The organism is Roseovarius sp. SK2, assembly GCF_028807495.1.
Taxonomy (GTDB): domain Bacteria; phylum Pseudomonadota; class Alphaproteobacteria; order Rhodobacterales; family Rhodobacteraceae; genus Roseovarius; species Roseovarius confluentis.
This window is the reverse complement of sequence record NZ_JARAMK010000001.1, coordinates 278,865-301,535: the sequence shown is the minus strand read 5'-3', so window position 1 is coordinate 301,535 and position 22,671 is coordinate 278,865. Positions and strand designations below refer to the sequence as shown.

Sequence of the window (22,671 nt, the reverse complement as noted above, 5' to 3'; positions counted from 1 at the left end):
GTGCTCAGGGGTCTTTCGTCGTTGCTAAATCGTCCAGGATCGCGTTCACCGCCTCGGCCCATCCGGCGGGGCCTTCCGCATGTGTCCGAATGATGCGTCCGCGCGTCTTGCCATAACTGTTCTCGCCCGCAAGCGGCGGGATACCGGGCGAGGCGGAATTGGCCACCACCACGCCGATCTCGGCCCGTTCCAGCATGGCCACGTCGTTCGGCGCATCGCCCAACGCCAGCGTATGCTCGGGGCGGTAGCGGTCGATCACTTCGTCCATGCGGTCCGCCTTGGTGCCGCCAAAGGACAGGGTCAGAAACCGCCCGCCCTCCTGAACCGTCAGCCCGGCGCCTTGTGCGGCGGCGACAAAGGCATCTCGCTCCGCCCCCGGTCCGGTCCAGAGACCGGGTTCGCTGAATCGCCGCGCCTGCGCGCGTATCGCGTCATCAGGCGACAGGCCGGTATGCTCTGCGATATCCTGATGCGTCATGTCGCCAAACCCGGTAAAACCTTTTGGCAAACGTGCGATTGCAGCGCGAAGTTCCCGGTAGGTCTGCGCGCCTTCGGTGCCGTCCGCGCCCGGCTCCAGCAGGCCGCCGCCATTTTCGACGATGGCGGGCCAGTCAGACAGCCCCATCGCGTCTCGCAGGGGCGCGATCTCGGCGGCGGTCTTGCTGCTGGCCAGCACCACACGGCAGCCCGCCAGTCTCAGCCGTTCCAACGCCGGCGCGGCAGGCTGCCACGCATATGTGCGGTGGTCCAGCAACGTGCCGTCAAGATCGGAAAACACAAGGAGGCGCGGGCCAAGGGTCATATGTCGACACTAGACGACAACTTGCGGCAAGGCGACCGGGGAACGCACCTTGCGGCCCGCAAAATCTTGCCGCGCCCCATTTCCGGGCGCCACGGCACGGCCCTTCTATTGAAGCGGCGGAGATTGCGCTACAACATCCGGGAAAGACGGAAAAAAACGAAGGCTGACCATGGCGGGCGAAAACACAGTGAAAATCGCCGTTGTCGGCTTTGGCCCACGGGGGCTCGGCGCACTCGAGGCGCTGGCCGAGCGGGCAGGCGCCGCCGCAAGGGCGCTGCATGTCGATCTGTTCGAGCCCTCCAGCACCCCCGGCGCCGGCCCCAATTTCGACCCTGGCGAAAGCCCGGTCTGTCAGTTGAACACCCCGATGCGCGATATCGACATTCGTCCTCCGCGCGGTTCGCGCTGCGGCGCCTTCGCCGATTGGCAGGATGCCGGGTTGGCGCCCGATGCGTTCCCCCGCCGCCGCGATCTTGGGCGCTATCTCGAAACGCGCTATGCCGAGCTGCGCCGCCATGGTGGCCTTTCCCTGCGCCATGACACCGCCGTGATCGACGGGCTGGAACATGGTGACGGCGGCTGGATGCTGCGCGCCGGTCCGGACATCTGGCACGGCCCCTATGCAGAGGTCCTGCTGACCCTTGGCCAGCCCGAGGTCAGCCCCGACGAGCAGCTTGACGACTGGCAGACCCACGCCGCCAATACCGGCGCGGTGCTGCGCCAGGCTTATCCTGCCTGGAAACTGCAACGCGACGCCGACCGCTGGACCGGACAGACCGTTGCGATCCGGGGGCTCGCGCTGTCGGCCTTCGACGTGATCCGGGTGCTGACATTGGGGCAGGGCGGTCGGTTCGAGAACGGGCGTTATGTCCCCTCGGGCACCGAGCCGGGCCTGCTGGTGCCGTTCTCACTGGACGGCTTGCCACCCTTCCCCAAGCCAGAGACTGCGGCGCTCGATGCACGGTTCGACCCGACCGAGGCGGAAACGCAAGGCTTCGCCGCTGCCATATCCTCCGCGGCCGAAGCGCAGCCAGACGTGGCGCGCAGGCAGGTGTCTGATGCCCTCCTGGCCGCCGTCTGCCGCGTGCTGGATCAGCTGGACGGAGCCTCCGGGGATGCCGCCAATTGGCTGGCCCGGGAATGGCAGAAACCCGGATCGCAGGAAACCGGCCCCGCCATCTCTGCTCTCCAGGCCGGGATTTCCATGGCCGACGGCAGCCTCGCGCCCTCGACGGGCTTCGTCTTTGGGCAGGTCTGGCGCAAGTGGCAGGACACGTTGCGCCGGGGCTACAACCCCGCGACCACACCGCCCGAAACGGCGAGCCTGCTGGTAGGATTCGACGAGGGGCTGAAACGCTATTCCTATGGCCCTCCCGTTTCGGCCTGCCGGGAAGTTGCGGCCCTGGTCGCAGCCGGTGTGGTGACGCTCGACCTGACGGTAGATCCCGACATCACGCTCACCGGGGCGGGCTGGACGCTGGCATCGGAGGATCACCGGGCCGAAGCCACCGTCATGGTCGACGGTGTCCTGCCGTCGCCCGACCTGTCAAAACTGCGCGCGCCGCTCGTCACCGCGCTCACCCGGCAAGGCAGGCTCTGCGCCATGGCCGAAGGCCCTGCGGCAAACGTGGCCGCGGACGGGCAGATGCTGGACCGTCACGGTGCCATCGTTCCGGGCCTGGCATTTCTGGGCCGCCTCGCACTGGGCAGCGTGATCGCCGCGGATTCAATCCACGATTGTTTCGGCCAGGCCTCGGTCCGCTGGGCGAGAGGGGTGCTTGCACGAAACACACCGCGCCCGAAATAAAGGCATAAGCACCAGCATCACTGGCGGATCGCTGCTTATCCTGTTAAAATCGGTTGATCATGGTGTGTGGCGCCCTACGCTTCACATGCATGGGTGTGTTTGCAAAAGTGCTTGCGCACAGAGGTGAACAATTAACGAGGCGAATGATAAGAAGAAATTCCTAGCAACGACCTGCGCGGTCGCCTTCGGGGCGATCATGCCGATCCAGGCAGCGGCACAGGCGGCACAGACCTTGCCGGTTCAAGACGGTCCGCCGGTTGCCGCGGGCGAAACCGCGGAAGCTTACGCAATGCGCGTGAACGCTTGTGGCGGAGCGACCCTGGTGGGCGCGACGTTCACCCCTGGCGGTGACTTGGTTCAGGCACGCTGTGCCAGCGCCGGTCTCGGCATGGGGACGGGCCCGGCCGCAGCGGCTGCCGCCGCTGCCGGTGCAGGTGCACTGCTGATTATCGGCCTTGACGGGTCGAGCAGCACCACGACCTCGAACTAAGGCGATCTTATGCAATGCAAAGGCCGGCACCTCTGCCCGAGGTGCCGGCCTTTTTTAATCCATTGTACTGCGATGATGGCTATTCGTTAACAGAATGCGACGCGGCGGGTGGTGACAGGCACATATGCGGCCTGTCACCGCCGTTTCTTGCTACTCGGCCGCTTCGACCGGCGTGTCGTCCGTCACCGGCAGCGACGGCTCGCCATGGTTGCCGCTCTCCAGCGCCGTTCGTACACCCGCCTCGTAGTCGGGATGCACCTTTTTCAAAACCGCGAGCCAGCGTTCCTTAACATCCTCCGACACAGGTGCCATGCCGCCCGCCATGTTCTTGTGCAGGCGGTCGCGCTCGGCATCGTTCAGCACCTCGGCATAAAGCTTTCGAGGCTGCACGTAGTCGACGTCGCTTTCTTCCTGCTTGAACCGGCCCACGACGGCCTCGGGGTCGATCCGCAGGGGCGGCTCCTCGGCGCTTTGGTCGGCCACGGGGCCGTCATACTGGTTCGGCTCGTAATAGGCGTTCGGATTGCCGAAATCGTTGGTGAAGAACCGCATCGCGCCGTCCTTGTGATAATGCCGCACCTCGGCATTTTTCGGCGCGTTGGCGGGCAGCGCCTCGTAATGCGTGCCAAGGCGATAGCGGTGCGCATCGGCGTAGGCAAAGAGCCGCGCCTGCAACATCTTGTCAGGCGAAAAGCCGATGCCGGGCACGACGTTGTTCGGGCTGTAGGCGGCGTTCTCGACCAGCTGGAAATAGTTCTCTGGAAAGGTGTGCATTTCCAACTCGCCCACCTCGGTCAGCGGAAACTCGTCATGCGGCCAGACCTTGGTCAGGTCGAACGGGTTGAACTCCGTTTCCAGCGCCTGTTCTTCGGTCATGACCTGGATGAACAGCGTCCACTTGGGATGGTTGCCCTCCTCGATCATGTGCCACAGTTCTTCCTGGTAGCTTTCGCGCGTGTGGCCGATGATCTCGGCCGCCTTGTCGTCGGACAGCGTCTCGTGGCCTTGGTGGGTGCGGAAATGGAACTTCACCCAATGCCGCTCGCCCTTGTCATTCCACATCGAGAACGTGTGGCTGCCATAGCCGTTCATATGCGCCGGGCTGCGCGGGATACCGCGATCCGACATCAGGATCGTCACCTGGTGCACGCTTTCGGGCTGGGCCGACCAGAAGTCGAACATCGCCTCGGGCGAGCGCAGGTTGGTCTTGGGGTGGCGTTTCTGGGTGCGGATGAAGTCGGGAAACTTGTAGCCGTCGCGGATAAAGAAAATGGGGGTGTTGTTGCCCACCATGTCCCAGTTTCCATCCTCGGTATAGAACTTCAGCGAGAATCCCCGCACGTCACGCTCGGCATCCGCAGCGCCACTTTCGCCCGCCACGGTGGACCAGCGCGACAGCACCTCGGTCTGCTTGCCGACCTCGGAAAAGAGCTTGGCGCACGTGTATTCGGAAATATCCTTGGTCACGGTGAACGTGCCCTGAAGGCCCCAGCCCTTGGCGTGCACGACCCGCTCTGGGATGCGTTCACGGTTCTGGTGCGCCAGCTTTTCAATTAGCTGATGGTCCTCCAGCATAACGGGACCCCGCGCACCGGCGGTGCGTGAGGTCTCGTTCGTTGTGTACGGGCTGCCTGACGTGGTGGTCAGTGTTTTTCGCTTGGTCATCGTTACTCTCCTTTTCTCATTCCGGCAGGCGCGAGGGCGGCTGGATCAATCCAGCCAGATGCCCTTGATGTTCACGAACTCCCGCACGCCAAAGCCGCCATGTTCGCGGCCATAGCCCGAGTCCTTGACGCCGCCGAAGGGCATGTTCGGGTGTGCCGCGCCAAAGCTGTTGATCCGCACCATGCCGGTGTCGAAATACTTCTTCGCCATCTCCGCCGCGCGCTCGGTGTCTTTCGAAAAGATGCCACCGCCCAGGCCGTACCGGCTGTCATTGGCGATGCGCATCGCGTCCTCGTCGTCCTTGGCGCGGATGACCGAGGCCACGGGGCCGAAGATCTCGTCGTCATAAGCCGGCATGCCGGGGGTGACGTCCCCCAGCACGGTCGCGGGGTAATAGGCACCGTCCCGATCCAGTTTCTTTCCACCGGCGAGGATCTTCGCGCCTTTCTTCACGCTCTCTTCGACCTGCTCCATGACGGTCTCAAGCTGTTCCTGGCTGCTCAGCGGGCCAAGCTCGGTCTCGTCGTCATCGGGAGCGCCCACCTTGATCTTGGACATCGCATCGGCATAGGCATCGACGAATTGATCATAGACCTTGTCGGTCACGATGAACCGCTTCGCGTTCACGCAGGTCTGACCGTTGTTGTAAAGCCGACCCTGAACCGACAATTTCACGGCCAATTCAACGTCCGCATCCTCCAGGACGAGAAACGCATCGTTCGACCCAAGCTCCAGCACGGTCTTCTTCAATGCCTTACTTGCGACAGAACCGATATGGCTCCCGGCACCGTCTGAGCCGGTCATGGTCACGCCGCGCACCTTGTCATGTTCGATCACCTTGTCCGACGTGTCGTGATCGATCAGAAGAACCCGGAAGATATCCTTGGGCAACCCTGCCGTGATGCAGATTTCCCGCAGGCGCAGCGCACTGCCGGTGCAGATCTCGGCATGTTTCAGGACACAGCCATTGCCTGCCATCAGCGCAGCAGCCAGCACGCGGACCGGCTGATACATCGGAAAGTTCCACGGCTGGATCGAGTAGACCACGCCGATCGGCTGATACGTCACCAGCCCCTTGTTGCCGTCGCCCAAGTCTCGGGTTTCGTCCTTCAGCTGGCCCGGCCCATGCTCGGCCGTATACTCGAAAATCTGAGCGCACAGCTCGATTTCGTCCTTGCCGTCCTTCGGCAACTTGCCCATCTCGCGGGTCATCAGCTGCGACAGCTCGGCAGTGTTGTCGCGCAGTTCGTGGGCAATCGCCTTCAGCACAGCGCCGCGCTCGTCATGGCTCTTTTCACGCCACTCGACAAAGGCCGCGTGGCACGCCTCAACCGCCTCGATAGCCTCGGCTTCGCTCATGGTCTGGTAGTCTGCGATCTTTTCCGCCGTTGCGGGATTGATTGTCTCGATCTTGGACATGCTGAACTCTCTCTCGTTACGTGATGAACTTGTTGGCTCAACCCCAGCCGGTCGCCACATGTTCCGCCCCCTGTGCGCGGATGCCGCGCCCGAGGCGGACACGCGCCGAATAGTCCGCGCCGGCTCATTAACCTTCTTGCATTTCCGTTCGCATGTTCTACTTTCGTTCACATGCGTAAAACCCTTTCAGACAAACTGGCCATCCTGGCCGACGCCGCGAAATACGACGCCTCTTGCGCGTCGTCCGGCACGACCCGCCGCGACAGCCGCAATGGCGGCATCGGCAGCGCGGGCGGCAGCGGGATCTGTCACGCCTACACGCCCGACGGGCGCTGCATCAGCCTGCTCAAGATCCTGATGACGAATTTCTGCATCTACGACTGTGCCTACTGCATCAACCGCGTCAGCAGCGGGGTGGAGCGGGCACGTTTCACCCCCGAAGAAGTCGTGACCCTGACGCTGGAATTCTACCGCCGCAACTACATCGAGGGCCTGTTCCTCAGCTCCGGCATCATCAAGAGCCCGGACGACACCATGGCCGACATCACGCGCATCGCCCGGATGCTGCGCGAGGATCATGGTTTCAAGGGCTACATTCACCTCAAAACCATCCCCGAGGCCAGCCAGGAGCTGATCGACGAGGCAGGGCGTTATGCCGACCGCCTGTCGGTCAATATTGAACTGCCCAAGGATGACAGCACCCGCACCCTCGCACCGCAAAAGCGCCCCGAAACGATCCGCGCCGCGATGGCCTCCGTCCGGCTGAAACAGCAGGCCAGCAAGGAACGGTCCCACACAGGGAAACGCGCGCCGAAATTCGCGCCCGCCGGCCAGTCCACCCAGATGATCGTCGGCGCGGATGGCTCGAACGACAAGGCGATCCTGACGACATCTTCGCGGCTTTACACCGGTTACAAGCTGCGCCGTGTCTATTACTCGGCCTTCTCGCCCATCCCCGACAGTTCCGCGATGCTGCCTTTGATCAAGCCGCCCCTGGTGCGCGAACACCGGCTCTACCAGGCCGACTGGCTGTTACGCTTCTACGGCTTCGACGTGGACGAGATCACCGATGTGGCGGCCTCGGGCAATCTCGACCTCGACATCGACCCGAAACTGGCCTGGGCGCTGGCGCATCGCGGGCAGTTCCCCGTCGACGTGAACCGCGCGGGGCGCGACGTGCTGCTGCGCGTCCCGGGCTTCGGCACCAAGACCGTCAACCGCATCCTGACCGCCCGCCGTTCGGGCGTTTTGCGCTACGCCGACCTTTTGCGCATCGGGGCTCGGATGAGCATGGCGAAATCCTTTGTTACCACGCCGGACTGGTCCCCAGCCGGACTGACCGACAGCGCCGATCTGCGCGCCCGCTTCGCGCCCGCGCCGGAACAGCTGAGCCTCTTCTGATGTACCGCGTCTCGCTGCCGGAACTCGGTTTCTTCGAGGCATGGCGCGACGCCGCCCGCCGCCTTCTGAGCCATGCCATCCCGCCGGACGAGGTCGAATGGGGCAGGGGAGAGGACACCAGCCTGTTCCCCGCCGACCCGTTGCCCGAGGCGGACGGCCCCCACGCGGTGACCACGACCAAGGAGTTCCTGTCGCTGGCGAGGACCGCCCTTTGCCACTCCGGCACCGAGGCGCCGACGCTGCTCTACCAGGCGCTTCACCGCCACCAGACCCACCGCCGCGCGCTCGCCAATCCCGCCGATCCGATCGCCCGCAAGCTCTCGGTCCTGCAAAAGGCCGTGCGCCGCGACATCCACAAGATGCACGCCTTCGTCCGGTTCCGCGAGTTGCCCACCGAGGGCGATCGCCGCAGCTTTGGCGCATGGTTCGAGCCCGATCACCATATACTGGAAACCGGCACGCCCTTTTTCGCCAAGCGTTTCGCCGACATGGACTGGATGATCGCCACGCCGCAGGGCGTCGCCCGGTTCGAGGATGGCAAACTTACCTTCCATCCCCCGGCGGACCGCCCCGACCTGCCGGAAGACGCCTCCGAGGCGCTGTGGGGCACCTATTTCGCCAACATCTTCAATCCCGCGCGCCTGCATCTTCAGGCCATGCGCTCGGAGATGCCGCTGAAATACTGGAAGAACCTGCCCGAGACCGACCTCATCCCCGGGATGCTCGCCGACGCCGAGGCGCGGGTGGAAAAGATGCGCGCCGCCATGCCGACCGAGACGCCCGCTCATGCCGAACGAATCCTCAGCCGACTGCCGCAACCCAAGATGACGGACATGCCCGACAGCATGGAAGAGGCCCGCGCCGCCGCCATGCAGTGCCAGCGCTGCGGTCTGTGCGAGGCCGCCACGCAGACCTTTTGGGGCAGGGGGCACGCGTGCGCCGACCTGATGATCGTCGGCGAGCAGCCCGGCGATGTCGAGGATCTCGCCGGCAAGCCCTTTGTGGGTCCGGCGGGTCAATTGCTGACCACGCTCATGCAAGAGGCCGAGGTCGGCGACAGCTGGATGACCAATGCGGTCAAGCACTTCAAGTTCCGCCCCACCGGCAAGCGCCGGATGCACCAGAACCCCGACCGGCACGAGATCGACCATTGCCGCTGGTGGCTCGACCTCGAACGCCGGTTCGTGCAGCCGACGCTGACGGTCGCGCTTGGCGGCTCGGCGGCCTATGCCCTGACCGGCAACGATGCGCCAATGAATGCCCGCCGTGGCCAGGTTGAGACCGCCCATGACGGCGGCGCTGTGCTGGTGACGTGGCACCCCAGCTATGTCCTGCGCCTTGACGGCCCTGCGGCGACGGCGGCGCGCACGGAATTGCGGCACGACCTTGCCGCCGCCGCCAAGGTGCTTCAATCAGACGTTACGGAACACGTGCCCGGCGCGGTGCAATAGCTACCGGCGAGGGCACTGGACCACGCCAGCCTCACCCCTCCAGGCGAAGACGCCAAGCATTCGTTCCGACGTCGCAAGGCGTCGCCCTGCGCCAGCTCGGATCGACGCCTTCCAGGAGCGACTCGCATCTGAGTTTATGCCGGGCGCAGCCCCAGCATGTCGCGGGTCTGGGCGATGCTCGCCACCGGGCGATCGTATTTCGCGCAAATCTCGGCGGCCCGCGCGATCAACGCCGCGTTGGACGGGGCCAGCGTGTCGCGATCCAGACGCACGTTGTCTTCCAGTCCCGCGCGGGTATGTCCGCCCGCGGCAATGGCCCACTCGTTGACCACCACCTGGTTGGCGCCGATCCCCGCGGCGCACCACGCGGCATCGGGCGCACGCTCCCGCATCGTTTTCACGTAGAAGTCGAACACCTCGCGATCCGCGGGCATGGCGTTCTTCACGCCCATGACGAACTGAACGTAAAGCTGGCCCGGCACAATGCCCGCGTCATGCAAGGCGATGGCCTGCAGGATATGCGACAGGTCGAACGCCTCGATCTCGGGGGTGATCTCAAAGCGGGTCATCTCCCCCGCGAGCCACGCAACAAGGTCCGGCGGGTTTTCGTAGACTCTCGTGGGAAAGTTGTTCGACCCCACCGACAGCGACGCCATGTCGGGCCGCAGCGAAAGCATCCCGCCACGCGCCTTGCCCGCGCCCGAGCGTCCGCCGGTCGAGAACTGGATCACCACGCCGGGACAGTGCTTTTCGAGCCCTTCCTTCAGCGCCGCGAACCGGTCGGGGTCCGAGGAGGGCGTCTCGTCCTCGTTGCGCACATGCGCGTGGATGATGCTCGCCCCCGCCTCGACGGCGGCGTGGCTGCTTTCGACCTGCTCGGTCACGCTGATCGGGACCGCCGGATTGTCGGCCTTGCGCGGCACCGACCCGGTGATCGCGCAACACAGGATGCAAGGCTTGCCAGCTACGTCAGACATCGAAGAATACCTTTTCCTTATTGTCCTGAGAGTGGATAACATGGCGCAGTACGAAACGGGCGCCGCGCTGACCTGTTTTCCTTGGATGCGCGTCTGAAAGCGAACGAAGGTCCTTCAACCGGGCGAGAACTTCAGCAGCACCAGCGCGCCGGACTTGCTGCCTGCGGTGTGCATGGCACCCGGTGCGCGGATGATGAAGTCGCCCGGCTCATAGCTGTTCTCGTCGTCGAAGAAAGACCCCTCCAGCACGTAGATTTCCTCGACCGTTTCATGTGCGTGGGCCTCGGAAAACGCCCCGGGCGCGATCTTCATCAGCATGGTCATCTCGCCCGATGCCGCCTCGTATAGAGGTTTCGTCTCGAAGCCCGGGATACCCGTATCCTGCCAGTCCACGGCAGACTGGTTCAGATGGACCGTCCCGGACGCAGGGCGGGCCAGTGTCGCGGTTTCCCGAGTCGGCTGAAATTGGTCTGCCATGCGCATATCCTCTTGCCTGTCTTTTAGTGAACGGTATTGAAACGTGTTCGGAACATCAATGTCGCGGTAGGTTTCCGCCTGTCTTGACCCAGCTTCAGCTGGCCTGTGCGAGCTGTGCATCTCATGGGCAAAATGTTGTTTTCGTTCGTCTGGCGCCGCCGGTGATATGGAAAAACCAACGTTGTTCGACGCAACTTCTTTGGAGGATCACGCCCCCAGGACCAACATCTTCGAACCAATTACCGGGTCGTAGACCTGGGCAGCGTCACTTTCTGAATATCCGTGTCGAGCGGAACATGCCCTCGAGTTCCTCGATCCGGTCGCGCGCCTTTTCAAGGCGTTGGGTCTGGATGGCGGCGATAAGCGCCTCGACGATCAGGTTGATCCCAAGGGTCGAGTCCCAGCTCGAGGGCACCTCGACCAGCGCGTTGATGACGTGATCGGCCGTTTGCGAGATCGGCGAGCCCCATTGATCGGTGAAAAGCACGATGACCACGCCGCGTTCCTTGGCCAGGCTTGCGAGCCGGGCCAGATCCGCCTCGTAGCGGCGAATGTCGAAAATCACGAGGACGGAGCGCGGCCCCATGTCGATCAGGTATTGCGGCCAGACGTTGGGGGATTGCGACAACAGCGTCACGCCGGGGCGGACGATCTGGAGGTGGTTGAAGAAATAATCCGCGTTCGAGCGCGTGATGCGCCCGCCCAGCAGAAAGATGTTGCGCCGTGTATCGGCCAGAACCTTGGCCAGCGCGTCGAACGTGGCGGGGTCGAGCCGCTCGATCGTCTGGTTGAGATTTTCGAACACGGCTTCCGCGAAATTGCGGAAGGCGGGGGAATCCTTGCGGCCCTGCGGCCAGCCCTCGCTCTTGAGGATCGGCTTCTTGATCTGGGCCGACGCTTCTTCGCGCAGGGCGGCCTGCATTTCCGGGAACCCGTCAAAACCCAGCTTTCGCGCCAGACGGATCACCGTCGGTGTCGACACGCCCGCGGCCTCGGCCAGCTTGGTGATCGATTGCAGCCCGGACATGGGGTAATCCCGCAAAAGGACGTCCGACAAAAGGCGCTCGGCCGGGGTCAACGCGCCGGCCTTGTCCTTCAGCTTGTCCTTTACGATGCCGGTCCGTGTCACCTGCGACGCCTTTTGAAGCAATTGCTACAAGATAATATATGGCCGTAGTTTCGTCTACGAAAAATTCTTGACAGTTTTCGGGTCCCTCCCACTAATGGGCCGTGTGAATGGATCGAACACATACCGGATTCTTTCGCCCGAAGACGGGCACCCGTCGCAGGTTGTCAACCGCGGTGGGCAGGCGCCCGTCTGCCTTGTCTGTGAACATGCCAGCGCGGTGATCCCTGCCACGCTCGGCACGCTTGGCCTGGCCGAGGAGGACCGGTTTTCCCATGCGGTGTGGGATATCGGTGCCGAGGCGCTGGCCCGCGAGTTGTCGGCACGGCTCGATGCGCCGCTGGTCCTCGCCCGGGTGTCGCGGCTGGTCTATGATCTGAACCGTCCGCCCCAGGCGCCCGACGCGATGCCCGTCCAGAGCGGTGATGTCCTGGTGCCGGGAAATCGCGACCTGACCCAGGATGAAAAGGACGCGCGCACGGCGGAGGTCTATGACCCCTTCCATGCAACATTGTCCGAGGTGCTCGATGGCTTTGACGCGCCGCCGGCCCTGGTCACGATCCACAGTTTCGCACCTATCTGGGACGGCAAGCCGCGCCTGACGCAGTTGGGCCTCTTGCACGACGCGGATGCTGGACTTGCGACGACAATGCTTCAGGTCGCGGACACCACGCTGGTGACCCATCTGAACGAGCCCTATTCGGCGCGTGACGGGGTGACCCATACGCTTGAACGACACGCAATCGCACGCGGGCTGAAAAACGTGATGATCGAAGTGCGCAACGACTTGCTGACCGCAGAGGCGGACGTGGCCCGGATCGCAACAGAACTGGCGGGTATGCTGATCGCTGCGCTGGATCTGCAGGGCGCGCCGGCATGACCGCGGCAATGCTGAAATACGTCGCGGTCATCGACCGCTTGAACCGCTGGATCGGGCGGATCGTGATGTACGGGATCTTCGTGATGATGGCGATCCTGCTGTGGTCGTCCTTTACCAAGCTGGGCAGCGATATCGGGCTCGATATCAACCCATCGCTCTGGACGCTGGAAATGGCACAGTTCGCGATGGTCGCCTATTACATCCTCGGCGGACCGTACTCGATCCAGATGGGCTCGAACGTGCGCATGGACCTGCTCTATGGCGAGTGGAGCGACCGGCGCAAGGCGCAGGTCGATGCCTTCACCGTGCTCTTCCTGATCGTCTACCTGGGATTTTTGCTTTGGGGCGGCTGGGACAGCCTGATGTATTCCTTCCAGTATGGCGGCGAGCGCAGCAACAGTGTCTGGCGGCCTTACCTCTGGCCGATCAAGCTGATCATGGTCGTGGGCATCTTCCTGATGCTGCTTCAGGCCATCAGCGAATTCTTCAAGGATATCCTGCGTCTGAAGGGGTACGACATGGGTCCCAAGGATCAAGACAGTTCTGACGCCCGGCCCGAGGGGACCCGCACCTGATGCCGTATGAAGCCATCGCCGCGCTGATGTTCGCCTCCATGATGCTGATGCTGCTGACCGGCCAGCGGGTCTTTGGCGCTATCGGGTTCGTGGCCGTCGTCGCGGCGTTCTTCCTGTGGGGCGACCGGGGCGGCTATGACCTCGGCTTTGCCGCCGCGATCAAGCTGATGAAATGGTATCCGCTGCTGACGCTGCCGATGTTCATCTTCATGGGCTACGTCCTGTCGGAAAGCCGCATCGCGGATGATCTATACCGCATGTTCCACGTCTGGATGGGCGGGCTGTCGGGCGGGTTGGCCGTGGGCACGATCGGGCTGATGGTGCTGATCTCGGCCATGAACGGGCTTTCGGTGGCGGGCATGGCCATTGGCGCCACCATCGCGCTGCCCGAGCTGTTGAAGCGAGGGTACGACAAGCGGATGGTCACCGGGGTGATACAGGCAGGCTCGTCGCTGGGCATCCTCGTGCCACCCTCGGTCGTGCTGGTGCTGTATGCCATGATCGCCCGTCAGCCGGTGGGGCAGTTGTGGCTGGCAGGCGTGTTGCCGGGGCTGATGATGGCAGGGATGTTTGTCCTTTACATCGTGATCCGCTGCCGCCTGAACCCGACGCTTGGCCCGATCCTGCCCAAGGAAGAGCGCAACATCCCGATGGCCGAGAAAATCCGCCTGCTGGGCGCGGGCCTGCTGCCGCTTTTCATCTTCTTCACCATGATGGTGCCCTTCGTGAACGGCTGGACCAGCCTCGTGGAATCCTCGGCCATTGGCGCCATCGCCGCCTTCCTGGCCGCCGTGGTCAAGGGCCGCATGACGCGGCAGGTGTTCGAGACCTCGGTGCGCAAGACGCTTGGCATCTCCTGCATGTTCATGTGGATCATCCTGGCCGCGCTGGCCTTCGGCTCGGTCTTCGACGGGCTGGGCGCGGTCAAGGCGATCGAGAGCCTCTTCACCGAACAGCTGGGCCTCAGCCCCTGGATGATCCTGATCCTGATGCAGCTGTCGTTCATCGTGATGGGCACGTTCCTCGACGACACCGCGATGCTGGTGATCGTGGCTCCGCTCTACGTGCCGCTGGTCGGCGCGCTCGGCTTCGACCTGATCTGGTACGGCGTGCTCTACACGATCACCACGCAAATCGCCTACATGACGCCGCCCTTCGGCTATAACCTGTTCCTGATGCGCGCGATGGCGCCGCCCCAGATCACGCTGAAGGACATCTACACCTCCATCCTGCCCTTCGTGCTGGTGATGGTGGTGGCGCTGTCGACGATCATGATCTTCCCCGAAATCGCGCTTTGGCTGCCGGGGTATGTCTATGGAAATTAAACAAAAGACCTTGGTCACAAGGCGTTCGAGCAACTGAACCTAACAGAGAGGGTATAACAATGACGACAAGACGTAATTTCCTGAGAGCGGCCGGTGCGGCCGTACCGGCGACGCTTGCAACCCCTGCGATCGTCAAGGCGCAATCCGCGATCAAGTGGCGCTTCCAGACCTATGCCGGCAGCGCGCTTGGCGAGCAGGTGACCAAACCGGCCATCGATTACATCAATGCGAACGCCAATGGCGAGCTGGAGATCGAGCTGTTCTATGCCGACCAGATCGTGCCCACCGGCGAGCTTTTCCAGGCGCTTCAGCGCGGCACGATCGACGGTGTTCATTCGGACGACGACTCGATGGCCTCGCCCACGCCGCTGCGCATGTTCGGCGGGTATTTCCCGTTTGCGACCAAGCACATCCTCGACGTGCCGGTGCTCTTCAACCAGTACGGCCTCGCCGATATCTGGCGCGAGGAATACGGCAAGGTCGGCGTGCAATGGCTGTCTGCGGCGGGGCAGGACCCGTGCAACTTCAACACCAAGAAGGAAATCACCTCGGTCGACGACCTCGACGGGCTGAAGCTCTATACCTTCCCCACGGCGGGCCGGTTCCTGGCCAAGTTCGGCGTCGTGCCGGTGAACATCCCCTACGAGGATGCCGAGGTTGCCGTGCAAACGGGCGAGCTCGACGGCATGGCCTGGTCGGGCATCACCGAGGACTACACCGTGGGCTGGGCCGACGTGACCGACTACTTCCTGACCAACAACATCTCGGGCGCGTGGATCGGCTCTTGGTTCGCCAACCAGGAACGCTGGGCCGAATTGCCCGATCACCTGAAATCGGTCGTCATGGCCGGGGTCGAGGCCGGGCACACCTATCGCAACCAGTGGTACTGGGGCGGCGAGGCTGCGCTGCGCGCCAATGGAGACAAGTTGGAACTGCGCTCTGTGCCCGCGTCCGAATGGGCCGAGGTCGAGAACGCCGCCAAGGAATTCTGGGACGAAGTCGCCCAGGAAGGCGAGGTTCACGAGAAGATCGTCGGCATCTTCCGCGAGTACAACTCGGTCATCAACCAGGCCGGCGCGCCCTACAACTTCGAGTAAGCCAGCCCAAAGACCCGGAGCGCCTTTTCCCAAGGCGCTCCGTTCATTTCAAGGAGAACACACATGACCGCCAATCTGAGCTTCGACGCGCTAAAGAAGCTTGCCTCGAAAGGCGAGATCGACACGGTCCTCGTCTGCCTTGTGGACATGCAGGGGCGGCTCATGGGCAAACGGTTCCATGTCTCGAACTTCCTCGACTCCGCGTACGAGGAAACCCATTGCTGCAATTACCTGCTGGCCACGGACCTCGAGATGGCCACGCCCGAGGGCTACGAGGCGACCTCGTGGGAGAAGGGCTATGGCGATTACGTGATGAAGCCGGACCTCGGGACGCTGCGCCGGCTGCCGTGGCTTGAGGGCACCGCGCTGGTGCTGTGCGATATTATCGACCACCACACGCACGAGCCTGTCCCGCATACCCCGCGCCAGATCCTCAAGGCCCAGATCGCGCGGGCCGAGGCGATGGGCTTTACCCCGATGATGGCGACCGAACTGGAGTTCTTCCTGTTCGAGAAATCCTTTGACGAGATCCGCAAGGAGGGCTTCCGCAGCCTGACTCCGATCAGCGGCTACAACGAGGACTACAATATCTTCCAGACCACGAAGGAAGAGCATGTCATGCGCCCGATCCGCAACCTGCTGTTCGAGGCGGGCGTGCCGGTCGAGAACACCAAGGGCGAGGCCGAGACCGGGCAAGAGGAACTGAACATCCGCTACGCCGAGGCCATGCTCTGCGCCGATCACCACACGATCGCCAAGCAGGCCGTGAAGGAGATCGCGAACCAGCACGGCCACGCCGCCAGCTTCCTGCCCAAGTGGCACGCCGACAAGGTGGGTTCCGCCGCGCATATCCACCAGTCGCTGTTCAAAGGCGACACGCCGGCGTTTTACGATGCGGATGCGGAGCTGACCATGTCCGACACGCTGAAAAGCTATGTTGCGGGCCTGCTGAAATATTCCACCGACATCACCTATTTCCTCGCGCCCTACATCAACAGCTACAAACGCTTGATGCCGGGCACCTTCGCCCCCACCAAGATCGCGTGGAGCATCGACAACCGCACCGCCTGTTACCGGCTGGTGGGCGACGGCACGAAAGGCGTGCGCATCGAATGCCGGACGCCGGGTTCGGACATCAACCCGTACCTCGCCTGTGCCGCGCAACTGGCCGCCGGGCTGTGCGGGATCGAAGAGGGGCTGGAGCTGTCGCCCCCCGTCACCGGTGACGTCTACAAGATGGACGATGTGCCGATGCTGCCCCACACCCTGCGGGCCGCGACGGAAACCCTGCGCAGCTCCGACATGCTGCGCCGCGTGATGGGCGACGCCGTGGTCGATCACTACACCCGCGCCGCCGAGGTCGAGCAGGAAACGTTTGATGCCGTCGTGACCGACTGGGAAATCGCGCGCGGATTTGAAAGGGCATGAGCATGAGCAAGACGGTTGACCTGATCTCGCCGATTGATGGATCGGTTTATATCACGCGCGATGTGCTGCCGCGCGATGCGGCGGTGGCGGCCACCGACAAGGCCCGCGCGGCGCAGGCGGACTGGGCCGCAAAACCATTGGCCGAGCGTGTCGCCGCCCTGCGCAAAGCTGATGAGATCATCGGGGCCGACACCGATCGCATGGCGCTTGAACTGGCGCATCAAATGGGGCGTCCGGTCCGCTATGGCGGCGAATATGGCGGCTTCAGCGAACGCCTGAGTTACATGGCCGAGATCGCCGCCGAGGGGCTGGCCGAGGACGTGATCGAGGACAGCGACACCGCCCGCCGCGTCATCAAGCGCGTGCCATGGGGTGTCGTCCTGGTCGTGGCGCCGTGGAACTATCCCTACATGACGGCGATCAACACGGTCGCACCTGCGCTGATCGCGGGCAACTCCGTCATCCTCAAACATGCCAGCCAGACCTTGCAGGTGGGCGAGCACCTGGCCGAGGCGCTGCACGCGGCGGGTGTGCCAAAGGACGTGTTCCAGAACGTGGTCATCGACCACGACACGACCGACGCCCTGATCGCGGGCCGCCACGTGGATTTCGTGAACTTCACCGGCTCGGTCGGGGGCGGGCAGGCGATGGAACGGGCCGCCGCGGGGACGTTCACGCCGGTCTCGACCGAACTTGGTGGCAAGGACCCCGGATATGTGCGCGCCGACGCGGATCTCGACGCGGCCGTCGACGGGCTGATGGATGGTGCGATGTTCAACGCGGGCCAATGCTGCTGCGGGATCGAGCGGATTTACGTCGCCGAACCCCTGTTCGATGCCTTTGTCGAAAAGGCCGTCGCCTGGGTCAAGGCGCAGAAGCTGGGTAACCCGCTTGAGGCCGAGACGACGCTTGGCCCGATGGCCAATGTCCGCTTTGCCAAGGAAGTCCGCGCACAGATTGCCGAGGCGCTGGAGGACGGGGCCACCGCCCATATCGACCGGATGCAGGCGGATGACGGCGCCAACACCTATGTCACCCCGCAGGTCCTGACCAATGTCACTCACGACATGCGGGTGATGCGCGACGAATCCTTCGGCCCCGTAGTCGGCATCATGCCCGTGGCCGATGATGACACCGCGATCCGCCTGATGAATGACAGCCGCTTTGGCCTCACGGCCTCGGTCTGGACAAGCGACATTGCAGCGGCGGAACGCATCGGCGACCGGATCGAGACCGGCACCGTCTTCATGAACCGCTGCGACTACCTCGACCCCGCCTTGTGCTGGACCGGCTGCAAGGATACCGGCCACGGCGCGGGGCTGTCGAAACTCGCCTACCAGGCCCTGACGCGGCCCAAATCCTATCACTTGAGAAAGTTCTGACATGGCTCTTACCGGAAACTGGTCCTATCCCACGAACATGCGCTTCGGTGCCGGACGCATTGCCGAGATCGGCGAGGCGTGCCGCTCCGCGGGCATGAGCAAACCGCTTCTGGTCACCGACCGGGGGCTGAAATCCATGGATATCACCACCAAGACGCTCGACCTGATGGAGGCCGCCGGGCTGGGCCGGGAGATCTTCGCCGAGGTCGATCCCAACCCCTCGGACGCGAATGTCGAGGAAGGGCTGAAATTCTACCGCGAGGGCGGCTTCGACGGCGTCATCGCCTTTGGCGGCGGCTCGGGGCTCGATCTGGCCAAGACGCTGGCCTTCATGGCCGGACAGACGCGACCGGTCTGGGATTTCGAGGATATCGGCGACTGGTGGACCCGCGCCGACCCCGACGGCATCCACCCCATCGTCGCCGTGCCCACAACCGCCGGGACCGGCTCGGAAGTGGGGCGCGCCTCGGTCATCACCAATTCGGCCACGCATGAGAAAAAGATCATCTTCCACCCCAAGATGCTGCCGGCAATCGTCATCTGCGACCCCGAACTGACGGTGGGCATGCCCAAGCACATCACGGCGGGCACCGGCCTCGATGCCTTCGCCCATTGCGTCGAGGCCTATTCCAGCCCGCACTACCACCCGATGAGCCAGGGAATCGCGCTCGAAGGGATGCGGCTGGTCAAGGACTACCTGCCACGCGCCAATGCCGACGGCACCGATATCGAGGCACGCGCCAACATGATGAGTGCCGCCGCCATGGGCGCCACGGCCTTTCAAAAGGGCCTTGGCGCGATCCATGCACTCAGCCACCCCATCGGCGCGCATCACCATACCCACCACGGCACGACCAACGCCGTCTGCATGCCCGCCGTCCTGCAATTCAACGAACCCGCGATCCGCGAGCGTTTCGGTCCGGCGGCGGCCTATCTTGGCATCGAGGGCGGCTTTGACGGGTTCTGCGCCTTCGTGGACCAGCTGAACGACAGCCTTGGCATCCCCAAGACGCTGACCGAACTGGGCGTGACCGACCCCGACCTCGACACGCTTGTGGATGCGGCGCTGAGGGATCCGTCGACAGGCGGCAACCCGATCGAGATGACGGCCGAGAATACGCGAAAGCTTTTCGAGGCTTGTCTCTGACGCAAAAGGAAAAAAGTGACCGGGCAGGGGGCCTGACAAGAAACTGTCAAGAAACTCAGGCAAAAGGCACGGACTCGTCAAAGAGTTTGACCAAATGGTCAATGCTGATCATCCTGCACGTAAATAATCATCCACCAGAGGGGGACACCCATGAAAAAGACACTGCTCACGACAACCTGCCTGGCCGTGTTCGGCCTGTCGCAGGCCGCCACCGCCGACACGCTGCGCCTGCTGACCTGGGGCGGCTACGCGCCCGACGAGGTCGTCGAGATGTTCGAGGAACAGACCGGCCACACCGTCGAGGTCACCAAGTCCAACAACGAGGAAATGATCGCCAAGCTGCGCGCCACGGGCGGCGGCGGCTTCGACCTCGCCCAGCCCTCGCAGGACCGAATCATGGGCCCGCAGATGGAGTTCGGCATCTACAAACCCATGGACCTGTCGAAGATCGACGAGTCGCTCTTCATCCCTTCCATGCTGGAAGCGACCAAGGGCAACACCACCGTGAATGGCGAAGTCTACGGCGTGCCGCATGTCTGGGGCACCTCCGGCCTGGTGATGAACACCGCCGAGGCGGGCGATGTGGTCAAGGACTACACCGACCTCTGCGATCCCGCGCTGGAAGGCAAGGTCTCTTACCGCCTGAAGCGCCCCACCCTGATCGGCTTTGCCTTCGCGATGGGCGAGGACCCGTTCGCCGCCTATGGCGACGAGGCCAAGTACAAAGAGATCATGGAAAAGGTCGAAGCCAAGCTGACCGAGTGCAAGTCCAACGTGAAAGCCTATTGGAGCGGCGGCGACGAGCTGATGAACCTGCTGCGCTCGGGCGAGGTCACGGCGTCGATGGCGTGGGATACCGGCGGCTGGAAGCTGAACGAGGACAATTCCGACATCACCTTCGTCGCCCCGGCCTCGGGTGCGCTTGGCTGGATCGACACGTTCGTTCTGCCCGCCAAGGGACAGGCCGACGACGTGGCCTACGAGTGGATCAACTTCGTGATGCAGCCCGAGGTTTCGGCCAAGATCACCGCGGCGGCGGGCAATTTCACCGCGTCTGCCGGGGCTGATGAGTATGCCGAGGACGCGCTCAAGGCCAAGTACCAGGACAGCTTCCCGCCGGAAGCGGTCGACAACATCAAGTGGTACCCGCCGGTTCCCGCCGGTCTGGAGGCCATCGAAGGCGAAGTCCTGGACCGCGTTCAGGCTGCCAACTGATCGCCCATGAAAACGCGGCACCCTTTCGCAGGGTGCCGCCCTGTGAACGGCCCCCTGCATGACCCCTGATCTTGAATGCGTCGACCTGGTAAAGCGTTTCGGCGACACGACCGCCGTCGACAACGTGTCGTTTTCCGTGCCGCCGGGCAGTTTCTTTTCCATCCTCGGCCCGTCGGGCTGTGGCAAGACGACGATCATGCGCATGATCGCGGGGTTTCTGGAACCCACGTCGGGTGACATCCGCATCAAGGGTGGCACGGTTCTGGACACGCCACCCAACAAGCGCCCGGTGAACATGGTGTTCCAGCACCTCGCGCTGTTCCCGATGATGACCATCGCCGACAATATCGGCTACGGTCTGCGGCGGCAGGGCATGGCCAAGGCCCAGATCGCCCGTAAGGTGGACGAGGCGCTGGACCGCATTGGCCTGCCCGGCATCGGCGCGCGCAAGGTCGACGAGCTGTCAGGCGGGCAAAAGCAACGCGTGGCCATCGCCCGCTGCATGGTGCTGGAACCCGATGTGCTGCTCTTGGACGAGCCCCTGGGGGCGCTTGACCTCAAGCTGCGCGAGCACATGAAGATCGAGCTGAAGGCGCTTCAGGCGGCCTTCGACACCACCTTCGTCTACATCACCCACGACCAGTCCGAGGCGCTGGTCATGTCTGACCAGATCGCCGTCATGAACGCCGGGCGGTTCGAGCAGGTCGGCACGGGCCAGGACCTCTATTACAGGCCCGACACGCCCTTCGTTGCCGGCTTCATCGGTGAGGCCAACCGCTGGATAGGGCGCATCGACCGCGTCGAAGGCTCAATGCTGGAGATGCGGACGGATTCCGGCCTTGCCATGCGCGCGACGGCGGCCCAGGCGCTGGCCAAGGGCGACGCCGCGGAAATCTTTGTCCGGCCCGAGTCAGTCCACCTCGCCGCCAGTGCCGAGGCGTTGTCGCAATTCGACAACCGTTTGCAGGGAACCGTGACAAGCATTTTGTTCAACGGCGCCGCCTCGCGTGTGCTGGTCGAAGATGACGCCGGCGAAACGCTCGAAGTCACGCTGCCCCAGACCGGGGAATTCGCCAGCCTGAAACGTGGTGACATGGTGCATATCGGCTGGGGCGCGGCGCAGGCGACCTGCTTTGCCGGGGCCGCCTGATGCGTGCCGAGGCCCGGATCGGGTTCATCCTGCTGCTGACGCCGCTTTTGCTGTGGCTGGGGCTGCTGATCGTCATCCCGCATATCGACATGCTGATGATCTCGCTGCGCGAACGCATCAGTTTCGGCGTCTACGAGCCTAGCCTGACGCAATACGACAAGGCCCTGACCGAACCGCTTTACCTGCGCACCTTCTGGCGCACGGCGGTGATGTCGGTGCTGGCCACGGCCATCACCCTGCTGATCGCCTTTCCGGTGGCCTACTACATCGCCAAGATGGCACGGGGTCGGTTGCAACAGGTGTTGTTCATGCTCTGCCTGATCCCGTTCTACGTCTCGGAACTGGTACGCACCTTCGGCTGGATGATCCTGCTGCGGGAAACCGGCCTCGTGTCCAACCTGCTGCAATGGACGGGGCTGGCCGATCAACCGGTCGAGATGCTTTACAACGACGCGGCCATGATGGTGGGCCTCGTCTATACCTCGATGCTGTTCATGGTGGTCCCGCTGGTCACGACGCTGGAAAGCCTCGACGACAGCGTGGTCGAGGCAGGCTACGACCTCGGCGGCAGCGGCCTGTCGGTCCTGCGCGAGATCATCATCCCGCACGCCATGCCGGGGATCGTCTCGGGTTGCATCGTGGTGTTCATGCTCAGCTTGGGCAACTACCTCACGCCGACCATGCTGGGCGGCAAGGACAGCCTGTGGTTCACCGAGATGATCTATAACCAGTTCATCGTCCGCTCCAACTGGGAGCTTGGCGCGGCCTTCGGCTTCATGCTGCTGGTGCTGTCATCGGTGATCGTCTGGGGCATGCTGCGCCTGACGGGCCGCACCCTGCAGGAAACGATGGGGTAG

The 22,671-nt window shown here is 63.5% G+C and carries 20 protein-coding genes; 14 read left to right on the top strand and 6 right to left on the bottom strand.

Annotation, left to right across the window (positions count from 1 at the left end; all coding sequences use genetic code 11):
* Window positions 1–4: 4 nt before the first annotated feature.
* Window positions 5–802: an HAD-IIB family hydrolase gene (locus tag PVV74_RS01455; RefSeq protein ID WP_274591985.1), complete on the bottom strand. Its 798-nt coding sequence runs from the start codon at window positions 800–802 to the stop codon at window positions 5–7.
* 169 nt (window positions 803–971) lie between these two features.
* Here PVV74_RS01455 and PVV74_RS01450 point away from each other — a divergent pair, with 169 nt between their 5' ends.
* Entirely contained in the window at window positions 972–2,609 is a 1,638-nt protein-coding gene (locus PVV74_RS01450) for an FAD/NAD(P)-binding protein (protein WP_274591984.1), read from the top strand.
* A 196-nt stretch (window positions 2,610–2,805) separates the two neighbouring features.
* Window positions 2,806–3,099 (top strand): hypothetical protein, encoded by a 294-nt coding sequence (locus tag PVV74_RS01445; protein ID WP_274591983.1) that lies wholly within the window; start codon window positions 2,806–2,808, stop codon window positions 3,097–3,099.
* Window positions 3,100–3,249: 150 nt separating this feature from the next.
* On the opposite strand, the gene PVV74_RS01440 is transcribed toward PVV74_RS01445, so the two are convergent.
* Both PVV74_RS01440 and PVV74_RS01435 read right to left on the bottom strand, forming a co-directional pair.
* Window positions 3,250–4,764: a catalase gene (locus tag PVV74_RS01440; RefSeq protein ID WP_274591982.1), complete on the bottom strand. Its 1,515-nt coding sequence runs from the start codon at window positions 4,762–4,764 to the stop codon at window positions 3,250–3,252.
* Between the two features lie 45 nt (window positions 4,765–4,809).
* Window positions 4,810–6,183, bottom strand: coding sequence for an NAD-dependent succinate-semialdehyde dehydrogenase (locus PVV74_RS01435; RefSeq protein ID WP_274591981.1), 1,374 nt, complete (start codon window positions 6,181–6,183; stop codon window positions 4,810–4,812).
* Between the two features lie 171 nt (window positions 6,184–6,354).
* Between PVV74_RS01435 and PVV74_RS01430 the strand changes: the two genes are divergently transcribed.
* Together PVV74_RS01430 and PVV74_RS01425 are read left to right on the top strand one after the other, a co-directional pair.
* The gene (locus tag PVV74_RS01430) at window positions 6,355–7,584 is read left to right on the top strand and encodes a putative DNA modification/repair radical SAM protein (protein WP_274591980.1); all 1,230 of its coding nucleotides are present in this window, start codon (window positions 6,355–6,357) and stop codon (window positions 7,582–7,584) included.
* Window positions 7,584–9,035, top strand: a complete 1,452-nt coding sequence (locus PVV74_RS01425) for a UdgX family uracil-DNA binding protein (protein WP_274591979.1) — start codon at window positions 7,584–7,586, stop codon at window positions 9,033–9,035. Before PVV74_RS01430 ends, PVV74_RS01425 begins: the two co-directional genes overlap by 1 nt.
* Before the next feature lie 134 nt (window positions 9,036–9,169).
* Here the strand turns inward: PVV74_RS01425 and PVV74_RS01420 are convergent, their stop codons facing one another.
* From PVV74_RS01420 to PVV74_RS01410, 3 genes are all read right to left on the bottom strand, one after another.
* On the bottom strand, window positions 9,170–10,012 hold the full coding sequence (locus tag PVV74_RS01420) for a 3-keto-5-aminohexanoate cleavage protein (protein WP_274591978.1): 843 nt from the start codon (window positions 10,010–10,012) through the stop codon (window positions 9,170–9,172).
* Window positions 10,013–10,126: 114 nt separating this feature from the next.
* Entirely contained in the window at window positions 10,127–10,489 is a 363-nt protein-coding gene (locus PVV74_RS01415; protein ID WP_274591977.1) for a cupin domain-containing protein, read from the bottom strand.
* Between the two features lie 265 nt (window positions 10,490–10,754).
* Window positions 10,755–11,618, bottom strand: coding sequence for a MurR/RpiR family transcriptional regulator (locus PVV74_RS01410; protein WP_103761872.1), 864 nt, complete (start codon window positions 11,616–11,618; stop codon window positions 10,755–10,757).
* Between the two features lie 94 nt (window positions 11,619–11,712).
* On the opposite strand from PVV74_RS01410, the gene PVV74_RS01405 reads away from it, so the two are divergent.
* The 10 genes from PVV74_RS01405 to PVV74_RS01360 all read left to right on the top strand — a co-directional run bounded on the left by PVV74_RS01405 (window position 11,713) and on the right by PVV74_RS01360 (window position 22,671).
* Complete coding sequence (locus tag PVV74_RS01405) at window positions 11,713–12,495, top strand: N-formylglutamate amidohydrolase (RefSeq protein WP_274591976.1); 783 nt, start codon at window positions 11,713–11,715, stop codon at window positions 12,493–12,495.
* Window positions 12,492–13,070 (top strand): TRAP transporter small permease subunit, encoded by a 579-nt coding sequence (locus PVV74_RS01400; RefSeq protein ID WP_274591975.1) that lies wholly within the window; start codon window positions 12,492–12,494, stop codon window positions 13,068–13,070. The genes PVV74_RS01405 and PVV74_RS01400 overlap by 4 nt, the downstream gene beginning before the upstream one ends.
* On the top strand, window positions 13,070–14,395 hold the full coding sequence (locus tag PVV74_RS01395; RefSeq protein WP_274591974.1) for a TRAP transporter large permease: 1,326 nt from the start codon (window positions 13,070–13,072) through the stop codon (window positions 14,393–14,395). The genes PVV74_RS01400 and PVV74_RS01395 overlap by 1 nt, the downstream gene beginning before the upstream one ends.
* 59 nt (window positions 14,396–14,454) lie before the next feature.
* Window positions 14,455–15,492 carry a TRAP transporter substrate-binding protein gene (locus tag PVV74_RS01390; protein ID WP_274591973.1) on the top strand — a complete coding sequence of 346 codons (1,038 nt, stop codon included), beginning with the start codon at window positions 14,455–14,457 and terminating at the stop codon, window positions 15,490–15,492.
* 63 nt (window positions 15,493–15,555) lie between these two features.
* Window positions 15,556–16,920, top strand: a complete 1,365-nt coding sequence (locus PVV74_RS01385; RefSeq protein ID WP_274591972.1) for a glutamine synthetase family protein — start codon at window positions 15,556–15,558, stop codon at window positions 16,918–16,920.
* Window positions 16,921–16,922: 2 nt separating this feature from the next.
* Window positions 16,923–18,302, top strand: coding sequence for an aldehyde dehydrogenase family protein (locus tag PVV74_RS01380; protein ID WP_274591971.1), 1,380 nt, complete (start codon window positions 16,923–16,925; stop codon window positions 18,300–18,302).
* Between the two features lies 1 nt (window position 18,303).
* Window positions 18,304–19,449 carry an iron-containing alcohol dehydrogenase gene (locus PVV74_RS01375; RefSeq protein ID WP_274591970.1) on the top strand — a complete coding sequence of 382 codons (1,146 nt, stop codon included), beginning with the start codon at window positions 18,304–18,306 and terminating at the stop codon, window positions 19,447–19,449.
* A gap of 150 nt (window positions 19,450–19,599) precedes the next feature.
* A complete protein-coding gene (locus tag PVV74_RS01370; protein WP_103761410.1) occupies window positions 19,600–20,664 on the top strand; it encodes an extracellular solute-binding protein in 1,065 nt (354 codons plus the stop codon).
* A gap of 58 nt (window positions 20,665–20,722) precedes the next feature.
* Window positions 20,723–21,814 carry an ABC transporter ATP-binding protein gene (locus PVV74_RS01365; protein WP_103761409.1) on the top strand — a complete coding sequence of 364 codons (1,092 nt, stop codon included), beginning with the start codon at window positions 20,723–20,725 and terminating at the stop codon, window positions 21,812–21,814.
* Window positions 21,814–22,671: an ABC transporter permease gene (locus tag PVV74_RS01360; RefSeq protein WP_103761408.1), complete on the top strand. Its 858-nt coding sequence runs from the start codon at window positions 21,814–21,816 to the stop codon at window positions 22,669–22,671. The genes PVV74_RS01365 and PVV74_RS01360 overlap by 1 nt, the downstream gene beginning before the upstream one ends.